Origin of the sequence: Agrobacterium pusense (assembly GCF_900102105.1) — a bacterium.
Lineage (GTDB): Bacteria > Pseudomonadota > Alphaproteobacteria > Rhizobiales > Rhizobiaceae > Agrobacterium > Agrobacterium pusense.
Genome location: NZ_FNBB01000007.1, coordinates 79,797 through 101,228, shown reverse-complemented (window position 1 = coordinate 101,228; position 21,432 = coordinate 79,797). Strand labels below are relative to the sequence as shown.

The window sequence follows — 21,432 nt, the reverse complement described above, 5'->3', positions numbered from 1 at the left end:
TCGCAATGCAAAATGCCGATAGCGACACCATCCCATTGCGCGGCTGGTTTTTCAGGGGGATGCAGGGCATTTTCTCGTTGCCCTCCCTTATTCTCATGACGTCCTTCGTCGGTTTCAGCGCTTTTGCACTGGAATCGGGCGTAGCCCGCGGTGAAGCCGTGTTCATGACGCTGTTCATCTGGGCATTGCCCGCCAAGATGATCCTGATCGGCTCCATGGTCGGCGGCGCCAATCTTGCCGCCTGTTTTCTGGCGGTGACATTGTCATCGGTCCGTATGATGCCGATGGTGGCCTCCATCGTTCCCGAAATGCGCGGCGCGAAGACGCCGACCTGGATTTTACTGTTCCTTTCGCATTTCGTTGCGATTACGGCGTGGGTCTTTGCAACACAGAACCTTTCAAAGGTGCCGCGGGAGGCCCGCGCTGCCTGGTTTGCCGGGTTTGGCATCACGCTCACCGTCGTCAATGCCATCATCGTTGGCCTGTGTTACGGTGTCGTCGCCGCGTTTCCGCCGCTGGTTGCTGGTGTCCTGTTCTTCCTGACGCCGGTTTATTTCATCGCGTCCATCTGGGCTTCCGCGCGCCACTCCGTCGTCAAGGTCGCCTTTGTCATCGGCGTCATCGCCGGTCCGGCCTTTGCGGTCCTCGCGCCCGAATTCGACATCCTTTATGCCGGTATCGGTGGAGGCACGGTGGCTTATGCAATCGATCGCCTCATATTCCGCCGCAGGATGAAACCGGCCTCACCGGAGAGTGAACCATGATGAACGACCATTGGTGGGCACCCTATCTCTTCATCGCAATCGCAGGCTGGCTGGCGACCGATCTCTGGCGCTGGCTCGGTGTTCTCGCCGGTAACCGGTTGAAAGAGGATTCCGAGGCGCTTTATTGGGTGAGGGCGGTTGCCACGTCACTCGTCATGGCGGTCACCGCCAAGCTGATCGTGTTTCCGACCGGAACGCTGGAAACCACGCCCCTATGGCTGCGCATCGGCGCGGCTGCACTCGGCTTTATTGCCTTTCTGGCCGCCGGCCAACGCGTCATCGTCGGCGTCGCGGTGCCGATCGTGCTCCTGGCAGGCGGACTTTTCGCGCTGGGTTTCTAACCTGGTATTAAAATTCCCTGTTTAGACTGCGCGATCAAAACAGGGATCCAGCGCCATGCGATTATTTGCAGCGGAACGTTTCGTCGTTGGCTTTATCGCTTTATTATTTGTCGTTGATGCAGCCTTGATTGCAGCAAGGGGCATCAGCGTGGATTATGCCGGGTACTTCCTGTGTGTATTCGCGGGTGCCGGCGTCTTTCTTCTCGGTCAATTCTATCGCAGAAGCGGGCGCGATGACCGTATCGCCGCCGCCCTCATGTCGGGAGGGCTTTTTATCCTCTTCACGCTCGCGGCCTCCATCTTCAACTATATGTTCCTGCCAATTGCGTTCCCGACGATCGATAATGCGCTCTTCGCTGTGGACGCGGCATTTGGCTATAGTTGGAAGGACATTGTCATCTGGGCGGCAACGCATCCGTGGATCGGGACAATCCTGTTCTTCGTTTATGCGACATCACTTCCCCAGCTTCTATTGATTGTCCTCACTCTGGGCTTTACGGGCAAGAACCGGGTGCTGCATCATTTCCTCGTTACCGGGGTGCTGGGCGCTTTTGCGAGCATTGTTTTCTGGATATTTTTCCCGACATTCGGACCATCTGCCTATATGGAGCTGCCCCAATGGGTCTCCCAGGCAATTCCTCTGGCGGTGGGCAATGAGTATGGGCAGGAACTGAACCGTCTTGCGACGCAGGGAGTTGGCTACCTTTCCCCTAAAAGCGTCCTGGGACTTATCGGTTTTCCGTCGTTCCACATCTTCATGGCGGCAATGTCTGTCTGGTTCGCACCAAGGCACTGGTGGGCGATGCTCGTCATACTGCCGCTTAACCTGTTGATGCTGCCGGCCGTGCTCGTGCAGGGCGGGCATCACCTCTCGGATGTTTTTGGCGGTCTCGTCGCTTTTGCCATCATCTGCGCCTTCTCGGGCCGGTTGCTCCAATGGTTGTCGGCAAAAGAGCGCATGGAAAGGACGGCCGAGGCGGCCGGTCAGGTCATGGTGGCGAAATAGTCGCCCCGGCTTCGCGTGCTTCTGCCAACAGCCAGTTCACCAGAAGCCTAGCCGATGTACTCATTTCCGCCGTTTCCACCAGCCAGTAATATTTGTCCTTGTCGGCGGCGCGCTCGAAGAGAACGGTCAGTTCGCCTTTCGCAATCTCGTCGCGCAGAAGTTCTGTCGGACAGAGACCGACGCCCTGGCCGGCCTTCAGCGCTGTTACGAGAAGATTGAAATCCGCGAAAATCGGGCCGGTGCTATGCGGCGGGACCGTGCCGGCGGCGGCAAACCAGGCCCGCCAGGCCATTTCGCTATCGTCATGCAGCAATTCCGCCTGCAACAGGCTGGCAACCGCGCTGAATGGACCGAATTGGGCGGCGTAACCGGGAGCGCAGGTGGGGCGTGTCTCGGCGCTGAAAAGCGCCACGGCATTTGGCCCGGCAGACACGCCATGCTCTATGATGAGATCGGCCGGCACGGCCTGCCTGGCGCCGAGATAGCTGATGGACACTTGAATATCGGGATGCATCGCCCGGAAACGCGGAAGCCGCGGCGTCAGAAAATGCGCAATGACTGAAGGCAGGCTGGCGAGACGGACCGTGATGCGATCGCGACGGCCGCGAATGCGTTCTGCGCCGGAAGCGATCTGCCTGAGGCTTGAGGAAACCGTGCCGCCGAAATCCTTCCCGGCTGGCGTCAGCGTCACGCCCCTGGCATGCCGTTCGAAGAGTGCAACACCAAGCCATGCCTCGAGATTGCGTATATGCTGGCTGACGGCGGTCGCCGTCATGCCGAGTTCAAGGGCGGCCAGGGCAAAACTGCCTTTCCTGGCGGCCGCCTCGAAGGCGCGGAGAGTGGCAAGCGGAGGCAACATCATGAGAAACAAGGGTAAGTAAAACTTGGTCTGAGCGCAAGAAGAACCCATCTTGTCAGCCGGGCATTCGTACCGCAATTTCGCCCTTACATTTCATCGCTCAGAGGATTTCATGCCCCGAATGCCTGTTGCCGAACCCGAAGACGCCGCCGCGCGCCGCGCCATTTCGCCTGTCGTCGTTTACCCGAACGGCACACTTGAGACTCCCGACCTTGCGCTTTTGGAAAAAGCACGCGGGAGCATGGAAAAGATCGATGAGGTTATCGTGCCGCCGCGTGACGGCCGAACCTTCAATGTTCCGAAGGGCCATTTTTTCCGCATCGTCAGTATCGAAGGCCCGCAGGTGGGGGATTTGAACCTCTGGAATGCGCATGATCTGAATGAACGGTTTTTCAGCGGCAAGACCCGCGCGCTGCATGCCACCCATGTTTCTGTCGGCAACCGGTTGTGAAGCAACCTGCCGTCCCTGCGGCCTATGGCGACCATCACCCATGATACGCTGTCATGGTATGGCTGGGATGAGGATGGCGGCGGCGTGCATGACGTGATCGGCACCCGTTGTGATCCCTATACCAACAAGCTGCTCAGCGGCGGTGACTACCACCATTGCTGCCATTCCAACCTGACCAATGCGCTGGCCTCCGCCAGGGGGCTGTCGTTCCGGCAAGCGGAACCGCATGTGCATGATGTGCTGAATGTCTTCATGTGCACGGGTTTTACCCGCGACACGCACCAATATTTCATGAAGGCGAGCCCCGTGCGGCCAGGTGACTATCTGGAACTCTTTGCGGAAATCGATCTCATTGGCGCGCTCTCCGCCTGCCCGGGTGGCGATTGCGGCTCGGCCCATTCAAGCGACGCGGCTGCCTGTTACCCGCTGAAGGTGGAGATATTCCGGCCTGATACGGCGGTGCTTGAGGGCTGGCCGTGGCCGGAAAGGAATGCCTATCGCCCTGTGGAGTGATGGCAAACATCACTGTCGTCATGCCGGACCAGATCCGGCATCCAGCCACGGCGCTTCTGCGCCGTGAGGAGTCTTTTGCGATCAAAGACTTGATCGCACTGGACCCCGGATCCAGTCCGGGGTGACGGGATGCGGATGCCGAGGTACTGCCCAACGCCTGGGCGTCTTGGCACGCCTCAAGAAGCCAACGCCGCCTTTATCTTCTCCGCATGGGCCTTCAGCACGTCACCATCGGCCATCACGCCCGAGTGCGACTTCAGCGGCTCGCCTTCCTTGCGTGGAATAACGTGGAAGTGCAGGTGGAAAACGGTCTGGCCAGCGGCCGGTTCGTTGAACTGGGCGATGAAAACGCCGTCCGCATCGAAGGCTTCTTTTGCCGCGACTGCGAGTTTTTGCACCACCGGAATGGTTTTCGCCAGCACTTCGGGATCGGCGTCGAGCAGGTTGCGGGAGCCGGTCTTGGGAACGACGAGGAGATGGCCCGGGGCCTGGGGCATCACATCCATGAAGGCCAGAGTATGCTCGTCCTCGTAAAGCTTATGGCTCGGAATTTCGCCGCGCAGGATTTTTGCGAAGATATTGTTGTCGTCATAGGCGCTGGCCGTCATTCTGCTCTCTCCGTATGTCGGACTATGCGTCCGGTTCCTGTCTTTCGCCCTTGCGGAAAGGCGTGTGTTCATCAAGGTAATCGCCGATATGCTCGACCTCTTCGCGCTCCCGCTGAAGATAATCGGCAATGGCGCGGCGCAGGCCCGGGTGGACGATGAAATGCGCCGAATGGGTGGTGACCGGCACGTAGCCGCGCGCCAGCTTGTGTTCGCCCTGCGCACCGGCTTCCACTCGTTTCAAACCCTTGGACAGCGCAAAATCGATCGCCTGATGGTAGCAGACCTCGAAATGCAGAAAAGGATGATCCTCGATGCAGCCCCAGTGGCGGCCGTAAAGCGCGTCCGAGCCGATAAAGTTGATCGCACCGGCAATATAGCGCCCCTCGCGTTTCGCCATGACCAGCAGCACGTCATCGGCCATTCGCTCGCCGATCAGCGAATAAAATTCCCGGGTCAGATAGGGCCGGCCCCATTTACGGCTGCCGGTATCCATGTAGAAGGCGAAAAACTGGTCCCAGATGTCCTCCGTCAGGTCGGAACCCGTCAGCCAGTCGATCTCGATGCCGTGTTCCAGCGCTGATCGGCGTTCCTTCTTGAGCCCCTTGCGCTTGCGTGATGACAGCGCATCGAGGAAATCGTTGTGATCGCGATAACCGTCATTGATGAAATGGAATTGCTGGTCCGTACGATGCAGGAAATCGCCTGGCAGAAGAGCGGATAGGTCATCCTCTTGCAGAAACGTGACGTGAGCCGAGGAAACGCCGATCTTCTCGGTCACTTGTGCGAGACCGGAAGCAAGTAGCGTCTTGAATCGTCCGACATCTTCGCCGTTGGCAACCAGCAGCCGCGGGCCCGTCGCCGGGGTAAAGGGCACCGAGCATTGCAATTTCGGATAATAATGCCCGCCAGCCCGCTCGAAGGCATCTGCCCAGCCGTGATCGAAGACGTATTCGCCCTTGCTGTGGTTTTTCAGGTAGGCAGGAACGGCGCCAATGAGGGTGCCTGCAGCGTTTTCCAGCAGCAGGTGGTGCCCCAGCCAGCCAGTCTTGGCGGTCGCCGAGCCAGAGTCTTCCATAGAAGACAGGAATTCATGCGATATGAACGGGTTGTAAGATTTTCCTGATGCATCGCGCGATGTTCCGGAAAGCCGTTTCCAGCTCTCCGGATCGATGTCCGCGAAGGACTGCGCAATGCTGATGGAATAATCTTCTGTCATGCCGTGGTGGACGGGTTCTCTCTCGGGTCGAAACCTTCGAATGTCATCTGGTCCGCATATTTATAGGTCGTCTCGCGCGCATTTTCATCCCTGACCGTCCAAGTAATCACCGGAAGCCCGAGTTTTCTTTGCGCTTCGATGAAGCTGTTGGGCAGGTGACCCCAATGATAGGAGATGAAATCGAGCCCCAACTGCATGGCTTCGTCATGTCTGAAGAAGTCCTCCGGCTTGTCGCCTTCGGCCGTCAGCCCAAGAGGCCAGGGCGAGCCCGCAGCCTTCAGGTCCTTCAGCAGATGGTGGTCGAAGCTCATCAGCGCCACGTGGCCGTTATAGCCCTCGAGGTCTTCCAGCACCGCTTCGGCAAAGCCGTCATCGACGCCTTCGCCCTCGCGGCCCTTCAGCTCAATAACCAGCGGCACCTTGCCGGCCACGAGAGCCAGAAGCTGCTTGAGGCTCGGAACGCGATCCTTGGTTTGGCCGACGGAAAGCATTGCCAGCTCCGCCGAGGTGCGTTCACGCACATCGCCCTTGATGCCGGTCAGCCTTTCCAGATCGTGATCATGGAAAACCACCGGCACACTGTCGGCCGCCAGCTGAACGTCGCATTCGATCGCAAAACCGGCCTCGACGGCGCGGGAAAAGGCGGAGAGCGTGTTTTCCCAGACCGCCTTGTTGAGATCATGATAACCGCGATGGGCGACGGGCTGGGCCGTCAGCCAGGAAAGTTTCAGTGTCATACGTCGATTTCCACGATGGCGTCGATTTCGACCGATGCATTGAAGGGCAGGGCGGCCATGCCGACGGCGGCGCGGGCATGTTTGCCGGCTTCGCCGAGAACATTGGCGATGAGGTTCGATGCACCGTTGATGACGAGATGTTGCTCAACGAACTCGGGAACGGAAGCCACAAAGCCGTTCAGCTTGATGACGCGGCGGACTTTCGACAGATCGCCATTCAAGGCGGCCTTGACCTGTGCGAGGATGTTCACGGCGCAAAGTTCGGCTGCGCGCTGGGCGCCTGCCACGTCGACATCGCGGCCAACGAGGCCCGTCACCGCAATCTTGCCCGATTCCATCGGCAGTTGACCCGATACATAAAGCAGATTGCCGCTGATGGTGAACGGAACGTAGTTTGCGGCTGGTGCTGCCGCAACAGGAAGCGTAAAGCCTAGTTCCTTGAGGCGGCCTTCGATGACGTCCGACATTTTCGTCTCCGGTTTTGTTGTAAATCCTTCAAGAATCCGGCATTCAGAAGATGTTGATCCAAAAGCCGGGCGGTTGCTTGTACAATATGAGCGGTGAGTCCAACAGGAGATATTGCATGTTTGTCAGGACGCTTGGTTTCGTTGCCGCAACAGGGCTTATGACCGGCCTGTCGAACGCCGCCAGCGCCTTGCCCGTCGCGGTTCCCGATCTCATTGCACATCGCGCCGTCTACGACCTCGAACTCAAGGATGCGTCCGATCGCTCCGGCATCGAAGGCATGACTGGTCGCATGGTCTATGAGTTCACCGGCTCCGCCTGCCAGGGTTACAAGACCGATTTCCGTTTCGTAACGCAGATCAACACGGGCGATGCCGTGCGGATGACGGATCAGCAGACGACGACGTTCGAAGACATTGCCGCCAAGAAATTCACCTTCGAGACCAAGTCCTACACCGATGACAAGCTGGACAAGGAAGTGCAGGGGGCGGCAACCGATAGCAGCGATGGCGTGAAGGTCGACCTGACCCGTCCGGATGCCCGCCAGGTCAGTCTGGTCGCAAGTGAGTTCCCGACACAACACATGTTTCAGGTCATCGAGCACGCGAAGCAGGGAAAGCGCATTTTCGAATCCCGTATTTTCGATGGGTCGGATGATGGTGATGAAAGCCTGATCACCTCGACGCTGGTCGGCAAGGCGCAGACACCGAAGGACGGGGACGCGGATGCCGGCAAGGCGGGCGATTTCGCCAAGGCCGCCTTCTGGCCGGTGACCATCGCCTATTACAACGACAAGACCGGCACCGACGCTTTGCCGATCTACCGCATGTCGTTCAAGCTTTATGAAAACGGAATCACCCGCGATCTCACCATGGATTACGGTGATTTCGTTCTGACGGGAAAGCTTGCGAAGCTTGATATTCTCAAGCCCGAAACCTGCGAAAACAAGCCCGTGCGCTGAAACGGGGCCATTTGCGCGGTTTTTTCGCATAAACGCTTGCATTTTTAAGCGGGCGACTGTATGCGGCTCACCATTCCACACGCGAAGCTTGGGATGTTCCGGGAGAAATCCGGTCCGTTCCGCCCGGTGGTGTCGATGAAAATCGGCGCTGTTCGCTTCGCGGGGGTTAAACCGGAAAAGGAGTAACAAGGCATGGCATTGCCCGATTTTTCTATGCGCCAGCTTCTGGAAGCTGGTGTTCACTTCGGCCACCAGACGCACCGCTGGAACCCGAAGATGAAGCCGTACATCTTCGGCGACCGTAACAACATCCACATCATCGACCTGGCTCAGACCGTTCCGATGCTGTCGCGCGCCCTTCAGGTCGTGTCCGACACCGTTGCCCGTGGCGGCCGCGTTCTGTTCGTTGGCACCAAGCGCCAGGCGTCCGAAATCATCGCCGACAGCGCAAAGCGTTCGGCCCAGTACTACGTCAACTCCCGCTGGCTCGGCGGCATGATGACCAACTGGAAGACCATCTCGAACTCGATCCAGCGCCTGCGCAAGGTTGACGAGATCCTGAACTCGGAAGGCTCCGGCTACTCCAAGAAGGAACGTCTGAACCTTGAGCGCGAACGCGAAAAGCTTGAAAAGGCTCTCGGCGGTATCCGCGATATGGGCGGCGTTCCGGACCTGATGTTCATCATCGACACCAACAAGGAAAAGATCGCGATCGAAGAAGCCAAGCGTCTTGGCATTCCGGTCGTTGCGATCATCGACAGCAACTGCGATCCGGATCACATCGACTACCCGATCCCGGGTAACGACGACGCGTCGCGCGCCATCTCGCTTTACTGCGACCTGATCGCACGCGCTGCCATCGACGGTATTGCCCGTCAGCAGGGCGCTTCCGGCCGCGACATCGGCGCTTCTGAAGAAGCTCCGATCGAGCCCGCTCTCGAAGACGAGGCTGGCGCCTGATATAGGCCCTGTCTGGCGGCGATCCCGTATCGCCGTCTCCTCGACCAGGATATGACAAGGCCGTCAAAGACCTTCAATGGGTTGACGGCCTTGTTCGTTTCTAACCGCTCCGCCACGGTTTCTGGAAACCACAGGCGTCCGAGGTGGTTGGAACGGCAGGCAGTCTTCATAACGCTGTCACACTAGAGCGGCACCCATCATTTCGATGTTTGGCGACGCCGCAGCACTTGGGAATGCGCATGCCCCTTGTCGGAACCTCAGGGTTTCAAAGGGTGTGCGGCCGGGTACAGTCATCACCCAGAACTTCGGCACGGCAAATTCCGCCGGCTGACCGATCGAACCGATAAGAGGCACACAATGACCGAAATCACAGCCGCAATGGTGAAGGAACTGCGCGAAAAGTCTGGCGCAGGCATGATGGACTGCAAGAAGGCTCTTGCTGAAACCAATGGCGACATGGAAGCGGCGATCGACTGGCTGCGCGCCAAGGGCATCGCGAAGGCCGACAAGAAGTCCGGCCGCACGGCTGCCGAAGGTCTGGTCGGCGTTGCCACCATGGGTCACAAGGCTGTCGTTGTCGAGCTGAACTCGGAAACCGACTTCGTTGCCCGTAACGACGCTTTCCAGGATCTCATCCGCGGCATCGCCCAGGTTGCTCTCTCCACCGATGGCACCGTTGACGCTGTTTCCGCTGCCACCTATCCGGCAACCGGCAAGTCCGTTTCCGACAGCATCAAGGACGCGATCGCAACGATCGGCGAGAACATGACGCTGCGTCGTTCCGCTGCGCTGGAAGTGCCGCACGGCGTTGTCGCGACCTACATCCACAACGCTGCCGGCGACGGCATCGGCAAGCTCGGCGTTCTCGTTGCGCTGAAGTCGGAAGGCGACAAGGCAGTTCTCAACTCCATCGGCCGCCAGGTTGCCATGCACATCGCTGCAACCAACCCGCTCGCCATCCGTGCTGAAGAAGTCGACGCTGCCGTTGCTGAGCGCGAGCGCAACGTCTTTATCGAACAGGCCCGCGAATCCGGCAAGCCGGAAGCCATCATCGAAAAGATGGTTGATGGCCGCATGCGCAAGTTCTTCGAAGAAGTCGCCCTTCTGTCGCAGGCTTTCGTCATCAACCCCGACCTGACCGTCGGCGCTGCCGTCAAGGAAGCCGAGAAGGAAGCTGGCGCTTCCATCGAAGTTACCGGCATGGTTCGCCTGCTGCTCGGCGAAGGCGTCGAAAAGGAAGAAAGCGATTTCGCAGCTGAAGTCGCAGCCGTCGCCAAGGGCTGATTATATTTACCCAATCTTGGGAAAACGGGAGGGCATCGCGTGACAACGCGGTGCCCTTCGTGTATCCGCGTTTCGGTTACATTTCCGAGGAGTCATGATGTCTTCCAAGCCGATCTACAAACGCGTTCTTCTCAAGGCTTCCGGCGAAGCCCTCATGGGTGATCAGGGTTTCGGTATCGATGTGGCGGTGGCCGACCGCATTGCCTCCGATATCGCCGAGGCAAGGGCGATGGGCGTTGAAGTCGGCGTTGTCGTCGGCGGCGGCAATATCTTTCGCGGCGTGGCCGTGGCATCCAAGGGCGGCGACCGCGTCACCGGCGACCATATGGGCATGCTGGCAACCGTCATCAACGCGCTGGCCCTTGCCACCTCGCTCCGCAAGCTCAGCATCGACACTGTCGTTCTTTCGGCAATCGCCATGCCCGAGATCTGTGAGAGCTTCTCCCAGCGTGCCGCCCTTCATCATCTGGCCCAGGGCCGCGTGGTGATTTTCGCCGGCGGTACGGGCAACCCGTTCTTTACCACCGATTCCGCTGCTGCACTGCGCGCCGCCGAAATGGGCGCAGAGGCGATCTTCAAGGGAACCCAGGTGGACGGCATCTATTCCGCTGACCCAAAGAAGGACCCGACGGCAACCCGCTTTGACGAGCTGACCCATAGCGAAGTGCTCGGCAAGGGGCTCGCGGTCATGGATATCGCCGCTGTCGCCCTTGCCCGCGAAAACCACATCCCGATCATTGTTTTCTCGATCCATGAGAAGGGTGGTTTTGCACAGATATTGACCGGCGGCGGCCGCAAGACCATCGTGCACGACAAATAATCCAAAACGATGCCGCCCCTGGGGCGAATACGGCCGCTGGCCGACAAGATGGAGTATCAAGATGAGTGGTGTTGACCTCAACGATATCAAGCGCCGTATGGATGGCGCCATCAATGCGTTCAAGAGCGATATCGCGTCGCTGCGCACCGGCCGCGCGTCGGCCAACATTCTGGACCCAGTGACCGTCGACGCCTACGGTTCGCGTGTGCCGCTCAACCAGGTGGCCAACATCACCGTTCCCGAGCCGCGCATGCTCGGCGTCAACATCTGGGACAAGTCGATGGTCAACGCTGTCGACCGCGCCATCCGCGAATCCAACCTCGGCCTCAACCCGATCGTTGACGGCCAGAACCTCAGAATTCCGTTGCCTGAACTCAATGAAGAGCGCCGCAAGTCGCTCGTCAAGGTCGCCCATGACTATGCCGAAAAATCCAAGGTGGCGATTCGCCATGTCCGTCGTGATGGCATGGACGGTCTGAAAAAAGCCGAAAAGGATGGCGACATCGGTCAGGACGAAAGCCGTGGCCAGTCGGAAAAGGTGCAGAAAATGACCGACGACACGATTTCGGAAATTGACCGCTTGCTTGCCGAGAAGGAAAAGGAAATCATGCAGGTCTGATATCGCCTGCGATAGACCTGTCTTTTCCGTTTAATTCCGCGCTGCCCTGTTACTGGATCGATATGCCGACGACGACACGTTCCTCCATACCCGAGCACGTCGCCATCATCATGGATGGCAACGGCCGCTGGGCAAAGCAGCGCGGCCTCCCGCGCGTGATGGGGCATCGCCGCGGTGTGGAGGCCGTGCGCGAGACCGTGCGCGCGGCCGGTGACTGCGGCATACGCTATCTCACCCTCTTCGCCTTCTCGTCGGAAAACTGGCGCAGGCCCGAATCCGAGGTAAGCGACCTGATGGGGCTTTTGAAGGCTTTCATCCGCCGCGACCTTGCCGAACTGCACCGCGAGAACGTCCGCGTGCGGATCATCGGTGACCGGCAGGGGCTGAAGAACGATATTCGCTCGCTTCTGGAAGAGGCTGAGCAGATGACGGCCGACAACACCAAGCTGACGCTGGTGATCGCCTTCAACTACGGCAGCCGTGACGAGATCGCTCGCGCGACGGCGTCAATCGCCCTTGATGTTGCCGCAGGCAGGCTAGACGCCGCTTCCATCACCCCCGAGATGATTTCGGCCCGGCTCGACACCTCGGGCATTCCTGATCCTGACCTGATCATCCGCACCAGCGGCGAGGAACGCCTGTCGAACTTCCTGCTCTGGCAGGCGGCCTATTCCGAGTTCCTGTTCATTCCGGAATATTGGCCGGACTTCGACCGGCAGCTCTTCTTCTCCGCAATCGAGCAATATGCAACGCGTGACCGCCGCTTCGGTGCACTCACCGAGCAGGTTGCCGTGGCAGGCGCCTGATGAGCCGAGAACTCAGACTGCGGATTGTTTCCGCGATCGTCATGGCCGCGGTCATTCTGGCCGCAACCTGGTATGGCGGCATTCTGTTCCGCATCGTTGCGGGCCTTCTGGCGATTCTCATCTATTATGAGTGGTCGACGATTACCCGGATGTCGGAAAGCAATCCGACCGGCAACGCCTGGGGTTGGTTTTCCGTCGCCGTCATTGCCGGCAACACGATTTTCGGCGAATCCTCGCTCGACCTGCCGCTTTTGTCAGGCTTCACGCTGACAGCGGCGCTGTTTCCGGTATTGCGCGGCAAAAACTGGTGGCTGGTGGGCGGCATTTTTTATGCGGGTCTCAGCGGTATATCACTGGCGGCCATCCGCGGTGACGAACTGACGGGCTTTGTATCCATCCTGTTCATTTTCGCCGTTGTCTGGTCAACGGATATTCTTGCCTATTTTGTCGGTCGCGCCATCGGCGGGCCGAAGCTGGCGCCTTCTATTTCGCCCGGCAAGACGTGGTCCGGCGCGATTGGCGGGGCGGCGGCGGCCGTGATCGGCGGCGCGGCAGTCTCCATGGCCTATCACGGACGCATCAGCTTTCTGGTGCTGGGGCTTGCACTCCTTCTTTCCGTGTTCAGCCAGATCGGCGATCTCTTCGAATCCTTCGTGAAACGGCGTTTCCAGGTCAAGGATTCAAGCCATCTCATTCCTGGCCATGGCGGCTTCATGGACCGTGTTGACGGTCTTGTTTTCGCCTGCTTTACGGTATTCCTCATAGCTTTCGTGCACGCGGCGGCAACCGGCGATGTGCCCGGGTCGGGCGGCGGTCTGCTGCCGGGTTTCTAAGCGGCACGAAAGGTCACGACATGAAGGGCAGATTGTCATGAACACAGTAATGGCGGCGACCGGCTTTTTGACCGGCTATATCGTGCCCTTCATCCTGGTGCTTTCCCTTCTCGTTTTTGTCCACGAGATGGGGCATTATCTCGTCGGTCGCTGGTGCGGCATCCGTTCCACGGCATTCTCCGTCGGCTTCGGCCCCGAGCTGCTCGGTTTCACCGACAAGCGCGGGACGAGATGGAAGATCTCAGCCATACCACTGGGCGGCTACGTGAAATTCTTCGGCGATGAAGACGCAGCGAGCAAGCCGGACAGCTCGGGCCTGTCCCATATGACGCTGGAGGAGAGGGCGCAGACGCTTTCCGGTGCAAAACTGTGGAAAAGGGCGGCGACCGTCGCTGCGGGCCCGATCGCAAACTTCATCCTCGCGATTCTCATCTTCGCAGTACTCTTCGGCATTTACGGCCGGATGATCGCCGATCCCGTTGTTGCAGAGGTGCGTGAAAACAGTGCGGCCGCCGCTGCGGGCGTACGCCCCGGCGACCGTCTGGTGGCGATTGATGGCGAAAAAGTGGTGACCTTCGAAGATGTCCGCCGTTATGTCGGCATCCGGCCCGGCACGCCTATCACGGTCACCGTCGAGCGGGCAGGCGAGGAGCTCAAGCTGCCGATGGTGCCGACCCGGACAGAAACCACCGACCAGTTCGGCAACAAGTTGGAAATGGGTATTATCGGCATTGTCACCGACCAGACCAGCGGTAATTTCCGTCACATCGAATATTCACCGTCGCAGGCGCTTCTGGAAGGTGTGCGCGAGACAGGCCACGTCATCACCGGTACATTCAATTATATCGGCAATCTCGTTACCGGCCGCATGAATGCAGATCAGCTCGGCGGCCCGGTGCGGGTCGCGCAGGCTTCCGGCCAGATGGCGACGCTTGGCATTTCCGCCGTGATTCAACTTGCAGCCGTTTTGTCGGTATCGATCGGGCTCCTCAATCTGATGCCCGTCCCGGTTCTGGACGGCGGACATCTCGTGTTCTACGCCATCGAGGCCATCCGCGGCAGGCCGCTGGGAGCGGGCGCGCAGGAGGTTGCCTTCCGCATCGGCATGGCGATGATTTTGGGTCTTATGGTTTTTGCAACATGGAATGATATCAGCAGCTTGATTGGCTGAGGATTGTGTTTTAACGGTTTTGTTAGTCGGTTGTTTACCTTGTTTTTATGCCAAAGTGGCGAATGAGCCACTCTGGAGCACGAAGTAAACAGAATTTAACGTTCGCGCTTGCTTGTAGGGGAAAAGCAGGTAAAACGACGCACATGGCCGGAGTCGGGTTCCGCCCGCTGAGGGACAACGTAAAAAGGTAAGAATTGAAATGAAGGCTGGTTCAAGATTTTTGAACGCTGTGTCGGCGGTTGCTCTGTCTGCCGGTGTTTCTTCGGTTGCGGGCCTTGGTGTGCTTGCCTCTGCTGGCGTTGCACAGGCAGCCGTCATCAGCAGAATCGACGTTCGCGGCGCCGAAAGATCGGGTGCGGATTCGGTTCGTTCCAACATCACCATTGCGCCCGGCAAGAACTTTTCCAATTCGGACATCGATGAATCGGTGAAGCGTCTTTACGCCACCGGTTACTTCTCGAATGTTTCCATGCGCGTTTCGGGCAGCACGCTTGTCGTGACCGTCAACGAGAACCAGCTCGTTAACCAGGTGGTCTTCAACGGCAACCGCAAGATCAAGGACGACAAGCTCGCCGGCATCGTGCAGACGCAGTCGCTCGGCCCGTTCAATCAGGCCATCGTGACGGCGGATATTGCCCGCATCAAGGAAGCCTATGCCGCTATCGGCCGCAGCGATGTCGAAGTTACCACCCAGACGGTTTCCGTCGGTCAGGGTCGCGTGAACATCGCTTTCGTCATCAATGAAGGTGAGCGTACCAAGATCGGCCGAATCGACTTCGTGGGCAACAAATCCTACAGCGATGGTCGTCTGGCTGCTGTCATCAATACCAAGAAGTCCAACATGCTGTCATTCCTGACGCGTAAGGACGTCTACAACGAGGACAAGCTGCGCGCCGACGAAGAGGCGCTGCGCCAGTTCTATTACAACCGCGGTTACGCCGACTTCCGGGTCGTTGGTTCCGAGGCTGTGCTTGATGAGTCCAAAAACGAATACAACATCACCATCACGGTCGATGAAGGTCAGCGTTACAACTTCGGCAACGTCGCGGTCGAATCGACCGTTCCGGGTGTTGAGGGTTCGGAGCTTCAGGGCCTCGTTGAGACCCGCCAGGGCGCAAGCTACAGCGCCAAGGAAGTTCAGCAGAGCATGGAGGCGATTTCCAAGCGCGTCGCCGGTGAAGGTTATCCTTTCGCCCGTGTAACGCCGCGCGGCGACCGCGACATGTCCGGCAACACCATTGGCGTGACCTACATCGTTGATCAGGGCGAGCGCGCTTACGTCGAGCGTATCGAAATCCGTGGCAACACCCGCACGCGTGACTATGTCATTCGTCGCGAATTCGATATTTCCGAAGGCGATGCGTTCAACCAGACGGTTATCACCGCTGCCAAGCGTCGTCTGGAAGCGCTGGGTTACTTCTCGAAGGTCAATATCTCGACCGCCGGCGGCAGCGCGCCTGACCGCGTCGTGATCGTGGTTGACGTTGAAGATCAGTCGACCGGTTCATTCGGTATCGGCGCCGGTTATTCGCAGAACGACGGTGTTCTGCTCGAAGCCTCCATCGAAGAAAAGAACTTCCTCGGCCGCGGTCAGTATATCCGTCTCGCTGCCGGTGCGGGTGAAGACGATGCGCGTAGCTACACGCTCTCCTTTACCGAGCCTTATTTCCTCGGCTACCGCCTTGCTGCAGGTTTCGACCTGTTCAAGAGCCAGAGCCGCAGCGAAGATTATTACGACTACGACGAGCAGGGCTTCTCGCTGCGCGTGACCGCGCCTATCACCGAGGATCTCTCGACGACGTTCAAGTATACCTACAAGCAGATCAACTACGACGGTGAGGGTGACTGGACTAACCTCAACAATCTCGCCGAACCTTATCAGGATTTGATCCGCGGTGGCGATTGGACGCAGTCCATCATCTCCAACACGCTGAACTACAATACGCTCGACGACCGCAACATGCCGCGTGAAGGCTGGCAGGCTGCTTTGACAAACGAATTTGCCGGTCTGGGTGGCGATTCCGAATATTACAAGATCTATGCCAAGGCGCGTTTCTACTACACCCTGTCGGATGAGTACGACGTCATCGGCTCGCTCACCGGTCAGGCCGGTCACGTGATGCCGACGGGCGACAATCTGCTGGTATTCGATCAGTTCAAGTTCGGCGGACGTCAGGTTCGCGGCTTTAAGAACGATGGTATCGGTCCGCGCATCGGTTCCGACTCCATCGGCGGCACGACCTATTTTGCCGCGTCTGCTGAAGTCACGGCTCCGATGCCTGGCGTTCCCGAGGATTTCGGTCTGCGTCTTGCTGGTTTCGTCGATGCTGGCACGATGTATGGTAACAAGGTTTCCACGTCTCAGACCGTCAAGGATGACAATTCCATCCGCGCATCCGCCGGTATTGGCGTGATGTGGGCGTCGCCCTTCGGTCCGATCCGTGTAGACTACGCGGTTCCGATCGCCAAGGAAGACTACGACGAGGAACAGCGTTTCCGGTTTGGCATGTCCAACACTTTCTGATATCGGCAGTCCAGAACTGCAACTTTGAACGTTCTGGAGTTTCCGGCTAATGGAATACAACGCGTTTTTTCCGCCCCACGAGGGACTGCGATTGAAAGACATCGCAGACCGCTTTGGGGCGGAACTGTCTGATGAGGCGGCGGGAGAGCGGATTGTCAGGTCCGTTTCTCCGGTCTATCGGGCAAAACCCGATCAGCTCTGCTATATCCTTTCGCGCAAGAACCGCGATGAGCTGCAGACCTGCGAAGCCGCCGCCGTCATTTGTGACGCTGCCCTTGTGGACATGCTTCCGTCCGACATCCCCGCGCTGATATCGAAAAATCCACACACGCTGTTTGCCCAGGTTGGTGCCTTGCTGCACCCCTCGGCGATGCGTCCCGGTCCGATCGCGCGGATGGAAAGCGAAATTTCTCATGCTGCGCATGTCGATCCTTCCGCGAAGCTGGAAGCGGGCGTCATTGTCGAGGCGCTCGCAGTGATCGGCGCCGGCGCCCATATCGGTGCTGGTACGCGGATCGGGCCCGGTGTCATCATCGGGCAGGATGTACAGATCGGACGCGATTGCACCATTGCAGGCGGCGCAAGCGTTCTTGCCGCGCTCATCGGTAATAATGTGATTATCCACAATGGTGCGCGCATCGGGCAAGACGGTTTCGGTTATGCCCCCGGTCCACGCGGCATGCTGAAGATCGTCCAGATTGGCCGTGTCATTATCCAGGACAATGTCGAGATCGGCGCGAACACCACGATCGATCGCGGCACCATGGATGACACGGTGATCGGTGAAGGCACCAAGATCGATAATCAGGTCCAGATTGGCCACAACGTTCGCATCGGCCGCCATTGCGGCATCGTCAGCAAGGTCGGCATTGCGGGCAGCACCCGTATCGGCGACGGTGTGATGATTGGTGGTGCGGCAGGCATCAATGGCCATATCAACATTGGCGACGGCGTGCAGATCGCTGCCATGAGCGGTGTCGTGGCGGACGTGCCGGCAGGCGCCCGTTATGGCGGAACGCCTGCGCGACCGATGAAATATTTCCTGCGCGACATGGCCGAAATTCTGGCACGCGCTGAAGGGCGTGATAAAAAAACAGGAGAGAAAAACAATGACTGAAGAAACGAAGACGACGCTCGGCGCGGCTGACATTCTGGAAGTCATGAAGCTTCTGCCGCATCGTTACCCATTCTTGCTGATCGACAAGATCATCGATATTGACGGTAACAATTCGGCGACCGGCATCAAGAACGTGACGGTCAACGAACCGCATTTCACCGGCCACTTCCCGGACCGGCCGATCATGCCGGGTGTTCTGATCGTCGAAGCCATGGCCCAGACGGCAGGTGCAATATGCGCCCGCAGTCAAGGTGAGGGCGGCCATCTGGTCTACTTCATGACAATCGACAACGCCCGTTTCCGCAAACCCGTGATCCCCGGCGATCGTCTGGAAATCCACGTCGTCAAGCAGCGCCAGCGCGGCAATGTCTTCAAATTCCATTGCGAGGCAAAGGTGGATGGTGCGCTGGTGGCGGAGGCTGATGTCGGCGCCATGATGATCCCCGAGGACCAGCAATGAGCACGATTGCCGCCTCGGCCAGAATTCACCCCACCGCCGTGATCGAAGATGGCGCGGTGATCGGTGAAAACGTCGTCATCGGTGCGCTGAGCTACGTCGGCGCGAAAGTCACGCTGCATGATGATGTCCGGCTGCACAATCATGCCGTTGTATCCGGCCTGACGGTCATCGGCCGTGGATCGGTCGTCCACCCCATGGCGGTCATCGGCGGCACGCCGCAGGCGGTTCGCCACGACGGTTCTGAAACCACGCTCGAAATTGGCGAGCGCTGCATCATGCGCGAAGGCGTCACCATGAACGCCGGCAGCTCTGATGGCAGCGGCAAGACGATCGTCGGTAACGACAATCTGTTCCTTGCCAACTCACATGTGGCGCATGATTGCCGCCTTGGCGACCACATCATCCTGTCCAACAATGTGATGCTGGCCGGCCATGTGACGATCGAGGACCGCGCCATTCTGGGCGGCGGCTGTGCTGTTCACCAGTTCACCCGCATTGGCCGTCAGGCCTTCATCGGCGGGCTGTCCGCGGTCAATTACGATGTCATTCCCTATGGCATGCTGAATGGCAATCCCGGCATTCTCGGCGGCCTTAATGTCGTTGGCATGACGCGTGCCGGCATTGAGCGCGCAGATATCCACAAGGTCCGGCGCGTCTTCAAGCAGATCTTCGAGGCGGAAGGCACTATCCGCGGCAATGCGGCAGCGATCGACCGCAGCGAATATCTGGATTGCCCGCAGGCGCTAGAAATCATCGATTTCATTGGAGTGGACAGCGACCGCGCGATCTCTTCGCCCAACCGGGGCAAGTGAGCCGTGACAGGCGGCGGGCGTCTCGCCATTGTGGCCGGCAGCGGCCAGTTGCCACTTTACGTGGCGAACGCCGCCCGTGAGATGGGAGAAGATCCTTTCATCGTGCGGCTGCGCGATGATTCCCGCTTCGACTGGAGCGGTTTCGACAACGCCGTCATCTCCGTCGGAGACGTCGCCGGGCTTGGCCGGCTGCTGCGTGACAACCGGGTGGATCGTGTCGTGCTTTCCGGGGCCGTGGCGCGGCGGCCGGAATGGCGTGAAATCCGCCCCACCGTCGCTATCCTGCTAAAACTTCCATCCATCGTCAAAACGCTATTGTCGGGCGGCGATGACGCCGTTCTGCAGATGGTCATAAAGATCATCGGCACGCTCGGTGCGAAAGTCATCGGCGCGCATGAGATCGCTCCAGGCCTCTTGGCCACGACAGGCGCTTTCGGCACGCAAAAACCGGCCGAAGACGACTTGAAGGACATAAGCAGGGCAGCTGAGGCGGCGCTTGCGCTCGGCAAACTTGATGTCGGGCAGGGTGCGGTCTCCGTCGGCGGCCGCATCGTGGCGCTCGAGGGCGTTGAAGGCACGGACGCAATGTTACTGCGCGTCGCGGCATTGCGCGCGGAGGGACGCATCTCGCCCCGCCGCCGGGGCGTGCTGGTCAAGCTCTGCAAACCGCAGCAGGATGTACGCGCCGATCTGCCGACAATCGGGATCGAAACTGTCGAAAATGCCCAAAAGGCCGGGCTTGCGGGCATTGCCGTCGAAGCCGGACGCGCACTGGTGCTTGATCGTGACGCGATGTTGAAAGCTGCCGATCAGGCGGGCATATTCGTCTGTGGCATCGATACGTCACTTCGCGGAGACATGATGGAATGACGGAGAGATTGAAGGTGGCGGTCATCGCCGGCGAAGTGTCGGGCGATCTTCTCGGCGCGGATCTGATCCGGGCCCTCAAGGCCCGATATCCCGGTTCGATCGAACTTGTCGGCGTCGGCGGCGAGGCGCTCGAGGGGCAGGGGCTCACTTCTCTTTTCGATTATTCCGAACTCTCGATCATGGGGTTCACGCAGGTCCTCAAGAAACTGCCCAAACTGATCGGCCTGATCAACCGGGCGGCTGAGGCGGTGATACGGGAAAAACCGGATGTCCTTTTGATCATCGACAGCCCGGATTTCACCCATCGAGTGGCGAAAAAAGTCCGCAAGGAACTGCCGCATCTCCCGGTCGTCAATTATGTGTGCCCGAGCGTCTGGGCCTGGAAAGAACATCGCGCAACGGCGATGTTATCCTATGTGGACCATGTCCTGGCTCTCCTGCCATTTGAGCCGGAGGCGATGCGCAGTCTCGGAGGCCCGCCGACCACATTCGTCGGCCATCGCCTCAGCGTCGATCCGGACGTCCTCGCGGTGCGTCGGAAGCGGGCAGAACGGCCACTTCCAGCGGAGGGGCGGCCGAAGACGATTCTTCTTCTGCCCGGGTCGCGTTCCACCGAGACCACCAGGCTGATGGAGCCGTTCCAGCACGCGGCGAAGGCTTTTGTGGAACGGAATGGTCCGACGCGGTTCCTGCTGCCCACCGTTCCACGTCAGGAACATCGCATCCGCGAACTGGCGGCGTCTTGGCCGCAGGAAATCAGACCCGAAATCGGCATCGATCCTGCTTTCAAGTGGAACTCCTTTGCGGAAGCCGATGCGGCTATCGCAGCGTCAGGCACGGTCATTCTTGAGTTGGCTCTTGCCGGCGTGCCGACCATATCTGTCTACAAGACCGACTGGATTTTCACCATGCTGAGCAAGCGGGTGAAGACCTGGACGGGTGCGCTACCCAACCTCATTGCCGATTATGCTGTCGTCCCGGAGTATTTCAACGAGGTGGTCAGGGCCGGGTCGATGCTGCGTTGGGCGGAACGCCTGTCATCCGATACAATTGAGCGGAAGGCCATGCTCGAAGGTTATGCTCTGGTGCAGCAACGTCTGCGCACGGATGTCCCGCCCGGCGAAACCGGCGCGGCTATTCTCCTCGAGGTCGTGAACGCCCGCAGACAGCGAGGTTGAAGCCCCATCTGTGTCAGGGCCTGTGTTGCCGCCGGTCCCACCGCGTGTATCCCAATC

22 protein-coding genes and 1 pseudogene are annotated in these 21,432 nt (G+C 59.1%); 18 read left to right on the top strand and 5 right to left on the bottom strand.

The genetic code is table 11. The annotated features are described in order from the left end of the window. Positions 1-5: 5 nt before the first annotated feature. From BLU28_RS16565 to BLU28_RS16555, 3 genes are read left to right on the top strand one after another with little or no spacing between them, the layout of a single operon-like run. Positions 6-764 (top strand): AzlC family ABC transporter permease, encoded by a 759-nt coding sequence (locus BLU28_RS16565; protein ID WP_077987090.1) that lies wholly within the window; start codon positions 6-8, stop codon positions 762-764. Then, a complete protein-coding gene (locus BLU28_RS16560; protein ID WP_167497135.1) occupies positions 761-1,105 on the top strand; it encodes an AzlD domain-containing protein in 345 nt (114 codons plus the stop codon). Before BLU28_RS16565 ends, BLU28_RS16560 begins: the two co-directional genes overlap by 4 nt. A 55-nt stretch (positions 1,106-1,160) precedes the next feature. Continuing rightward, positions 1,161-2,111: a phosphatase PAP2 family protein gene (locus tag BLU28_RS16555; RefSeq protein ID WP_077987091.1), complete on the top strand. Its 951-nt coding sequence runs from the start codon at positions 1,161-1,163 to the stop codon at positions 2,109-2,111. On the opposite strand, the gene BLU28_RS16550 is transcribed toward BLU28_RS16555, so the two are convergent. After that, complete coding sequence (locus tag BLU28_RS16550; RefSeq protein ID WP_077987092.1) at positions 2,095-2,973, bottom strand: LysR family transcriptional regulator; 879 nt, start codon at positions 2,971-2,973, stop codon at positions 2,095-2,097. The two genes, BLU28_RS16555 and BLU28_RS16550, sit on opposite strands and share 17 nt — an antisense overlap. A gap of 118 nt (positions 2,974-3,091) precedes the next feature. Here BLU28_RS16550 and BLU28_RS16545 point away from each other — a divergent pair. Beyond that, positions 3,092-3,934: pseudogene (locus BLU28_RS16545) on the top strand (urea carboxylase-associated family protein). A gap of 176 nt (positions 3,935-4,110) precedes the next feature. On the opposite strand, the gene BLU28_RS16540 reads toward BLU28_RS16545, so the two are convergent. From BLU28_RS16540 to BLU28_RS16525, 4 genes are read right to left on the bottom strand one after another with little or no spacing between them, the layout of a single operon-like run. Further along, a complete protein-coding gene (locus tag BLU28_RS16540; protein ID WP_077987093.1) occupies positions 4,111-4,542 on the bottom strand; it encodes an HIT family protein in 432 nt (143 codons plus the stop codon). A 22-nt stretch (positions 4,543-4,564) separates the two neighbouring features. Continuing rightward, positions 4,565-5,758 (bottom strand): GNAT family N-acetyltransferase, encoded by a 1,194-nt coding sequence (locus BLU28_RS16535; RefSeq protein ID WP_077987094.1) that lies wholly within the window; start codon positions 5,756-5,758, stop codon positions 4,565-4,567. Beyond that, a complete protein-coding gene (locus BLU28_RS16530; RefSeq protein ID WP_045534114.1) occupies positions 5,755-6,495 on the bottom strand; it encodes a glycerophosphodiester phosphodiesterase in 741 nt (246 codons plus the stop codon). Before BLU28_RS16530 ends, BLU28_RS16535 begins: the two co-directional genes overlap by 4 nt. Then, positions 6,492-6,962: a RidA family protein gene (locus tag BLU28_RS16525; RefSeq protein ID WP_004441543.1), complete on the bottom strand. Its 471-nt coding sequence runs from the start codon at positions 6,960-6,962 to the stop codon at positions 6,492-6,494. Before BLU28_RS16525 ends, BLU28_RS16530 begins: the two co-directional genes overlap by 4 nt. Positions 6,963-7,078: 116 nt before the next feature. On the opposite strand from BLU28_RS16525, the gene BLU28_RS16520 reads away from it, so the two are divergent. From BLU28_RS16520 to lpxB, 14 genes are all read left to right on the top strand, one after another. Beyond that, positions 7,079-7,921: a cell envelope integrity EipB family protein gene (locus BLU28_RS16520; protein WP_004441545.1), complete on the top strand. Its 843-nt coding sequence runs from the start codon at positions 7,079-7,081 to the stop codon at positions 7,919-7,921. Positions 7,922-8,113: 192 nt separating this feature from the next. Further along, positions 8,114-8,881 (top strand): 30S ribosomal protein S2, encoded by a 768-nt coding sequence (gene rpsB, locus BLU28_RS16515; protein WP_003502558.1) that lies wholly within the window; start codon positions 8,114-8,116, stop codon positions 8,879-8,881. Between the two features lie 357 nt (positions 8,882-9,238). After that, positions 9,239-10,165 (top strand): translation elongation factor Ts, encoded by a 927-nt coding sequence (gene tsf / locus BLU28_RS16510; RefSeq protein WP_004441554.1) that lies wholly within the window; start codon positions 9,239-9,241, stop codon positions 10,163-10,165. 97 nt (positions 10,166-10,262) lie between these two features. Then, positions 10,263-10,985: a UMP kinase gene (gene pyrH, locus BLU28_RS16505; protein WP_003502561.1), complete on the top strand. Its 723-nt coding sequence runs from the start codon at positions 10,263-10,265 to the stop codon at positions 10,983-10,985. A gap of 61 nt (positions 10,986-11,046) precedes the next feature. After that, positions 11,047-11,604: a ribosome recycling factor gene (gene frr / locus BLU28_RS16500; protein WP_004441558.1), complete on the top strand. Its 558-nt coding sequence runs from the start codon at positions 11,047-11,049 to the stop codon at positions 11,602-11,604. A gap of 62 nt (positions 11,605-11,666) precedes the next feature. Then, complete coding sequence (locus tag BLU28_RS16495) at positions 11,667-12,410, top strand: isoprenyl transferase (protein ID WP_004441561.1); 744 nt, start codon at positions 11,667-11,669, stop codon at positions 12,408-12,410. Further along, positions 12,410-13,243, top strand: a complete 834-nt coding sequence (locus BLU28_RS16490; protein WP_004441563.1) for a phosphatidate cytidylyltransferase — start codon at positions 12,410-12,412, stop codon at positions 13,241-13,243. The genes BLU28_RS16495 and BLU28_RS16490 overlap by 1 nt, the downstream gene beginning before the upstream one ends. A gap of 49 nt (positions 13,244-13,292) precedes the next feature. Then, positions 13,293-14,414, top strand: a complete 1,122-nt coding sequence (gene rseP, locus BLU28_RS16485) for an RIP metalloprotease RseP (RefSeq protein WP_162702013.1) — start codon at positions 13,293-13,295, stop codon at positions 14,412-14,414. A gap of 199 nt (positions 14,415-14,613) precedes the next feature. After that, a complete protein-coding gene (gene bamA / locus BLU28_RS16480; RefSeq protein ID WP_077987095.1) occupies positions 14,614-16,938 on the top strand; it encodes an outer membrane protein assembly factor BamA in 2,325 nt (774 codons plus the stop codon). 49 nt (positions 16,939-16,987) lie between these two features. Beyond that, complete coding sequence (lpxD, locus tag BLU28_RS16475; RefSeq protein ID WP_006697565.1) at positions 16,988-18,055, top strand: UDP-3-O-(3-hydroxymyristoyl)glucosamine N-acyltransferase; 1,068 nt, start codon at positions 16,988-16,990, stop codon at positions 18,053-18,055. Continuing rightward, entirely contained in the window at positions 18,048-18,515 is a 468-nt protein-coding gene (gene fabZ / locus BLU28_RS16470) for a 3-hydroxyacyl-ACP dehydratase FabZ (RefSeq protein ID WP_004441570.1), read from the top strand. Before lpxD ends, fabZ begins: the two co-directional genes overlap by 8 nt. Next, complete coding sequence (gene lpxA, locus BLU28_RS16465; protein ID WP_006697564.1) at positions 18,512-19,327, top strand: acyl-ACP--UDP-N-acetylglucosamine O-acyltransferase; 816 nt, start codon at positions 18,512-18,514, stop codon at positions 19,325-19,327. Before fabZ ends, lpxA begins: the two co-directional genes overlap by 4 nt. A gap of 3 nt (positions 19,328-19,330) precedes the next feature. Beyond that, positions 19,331-20,197 carry an LpxI family protein gene (locus BLU28_RS16460; protein WP_004441575.1) on the top strand — a complete coding sequence of 289 codons (867 nt, stop codon included), beginning with the start codon at positions 19,331-19,333 and terminating at the stop codon, positions 20,195-20,197. Next, entirely contained in the window at positions 20,194-21,375 is a 1,182-nt protein-coding gene (gene lpxB / locus BLU28_RS16455; protein ID WP_077987096.1) for a lipid-A-disaccharide synthase, read from the top strand. Before BLU28_RS16460 ends, lpxB begins: the two co-directional genes overlap by 4 nt. Positions 21,376-21,432: the final 57 nt, after the last annotated feature.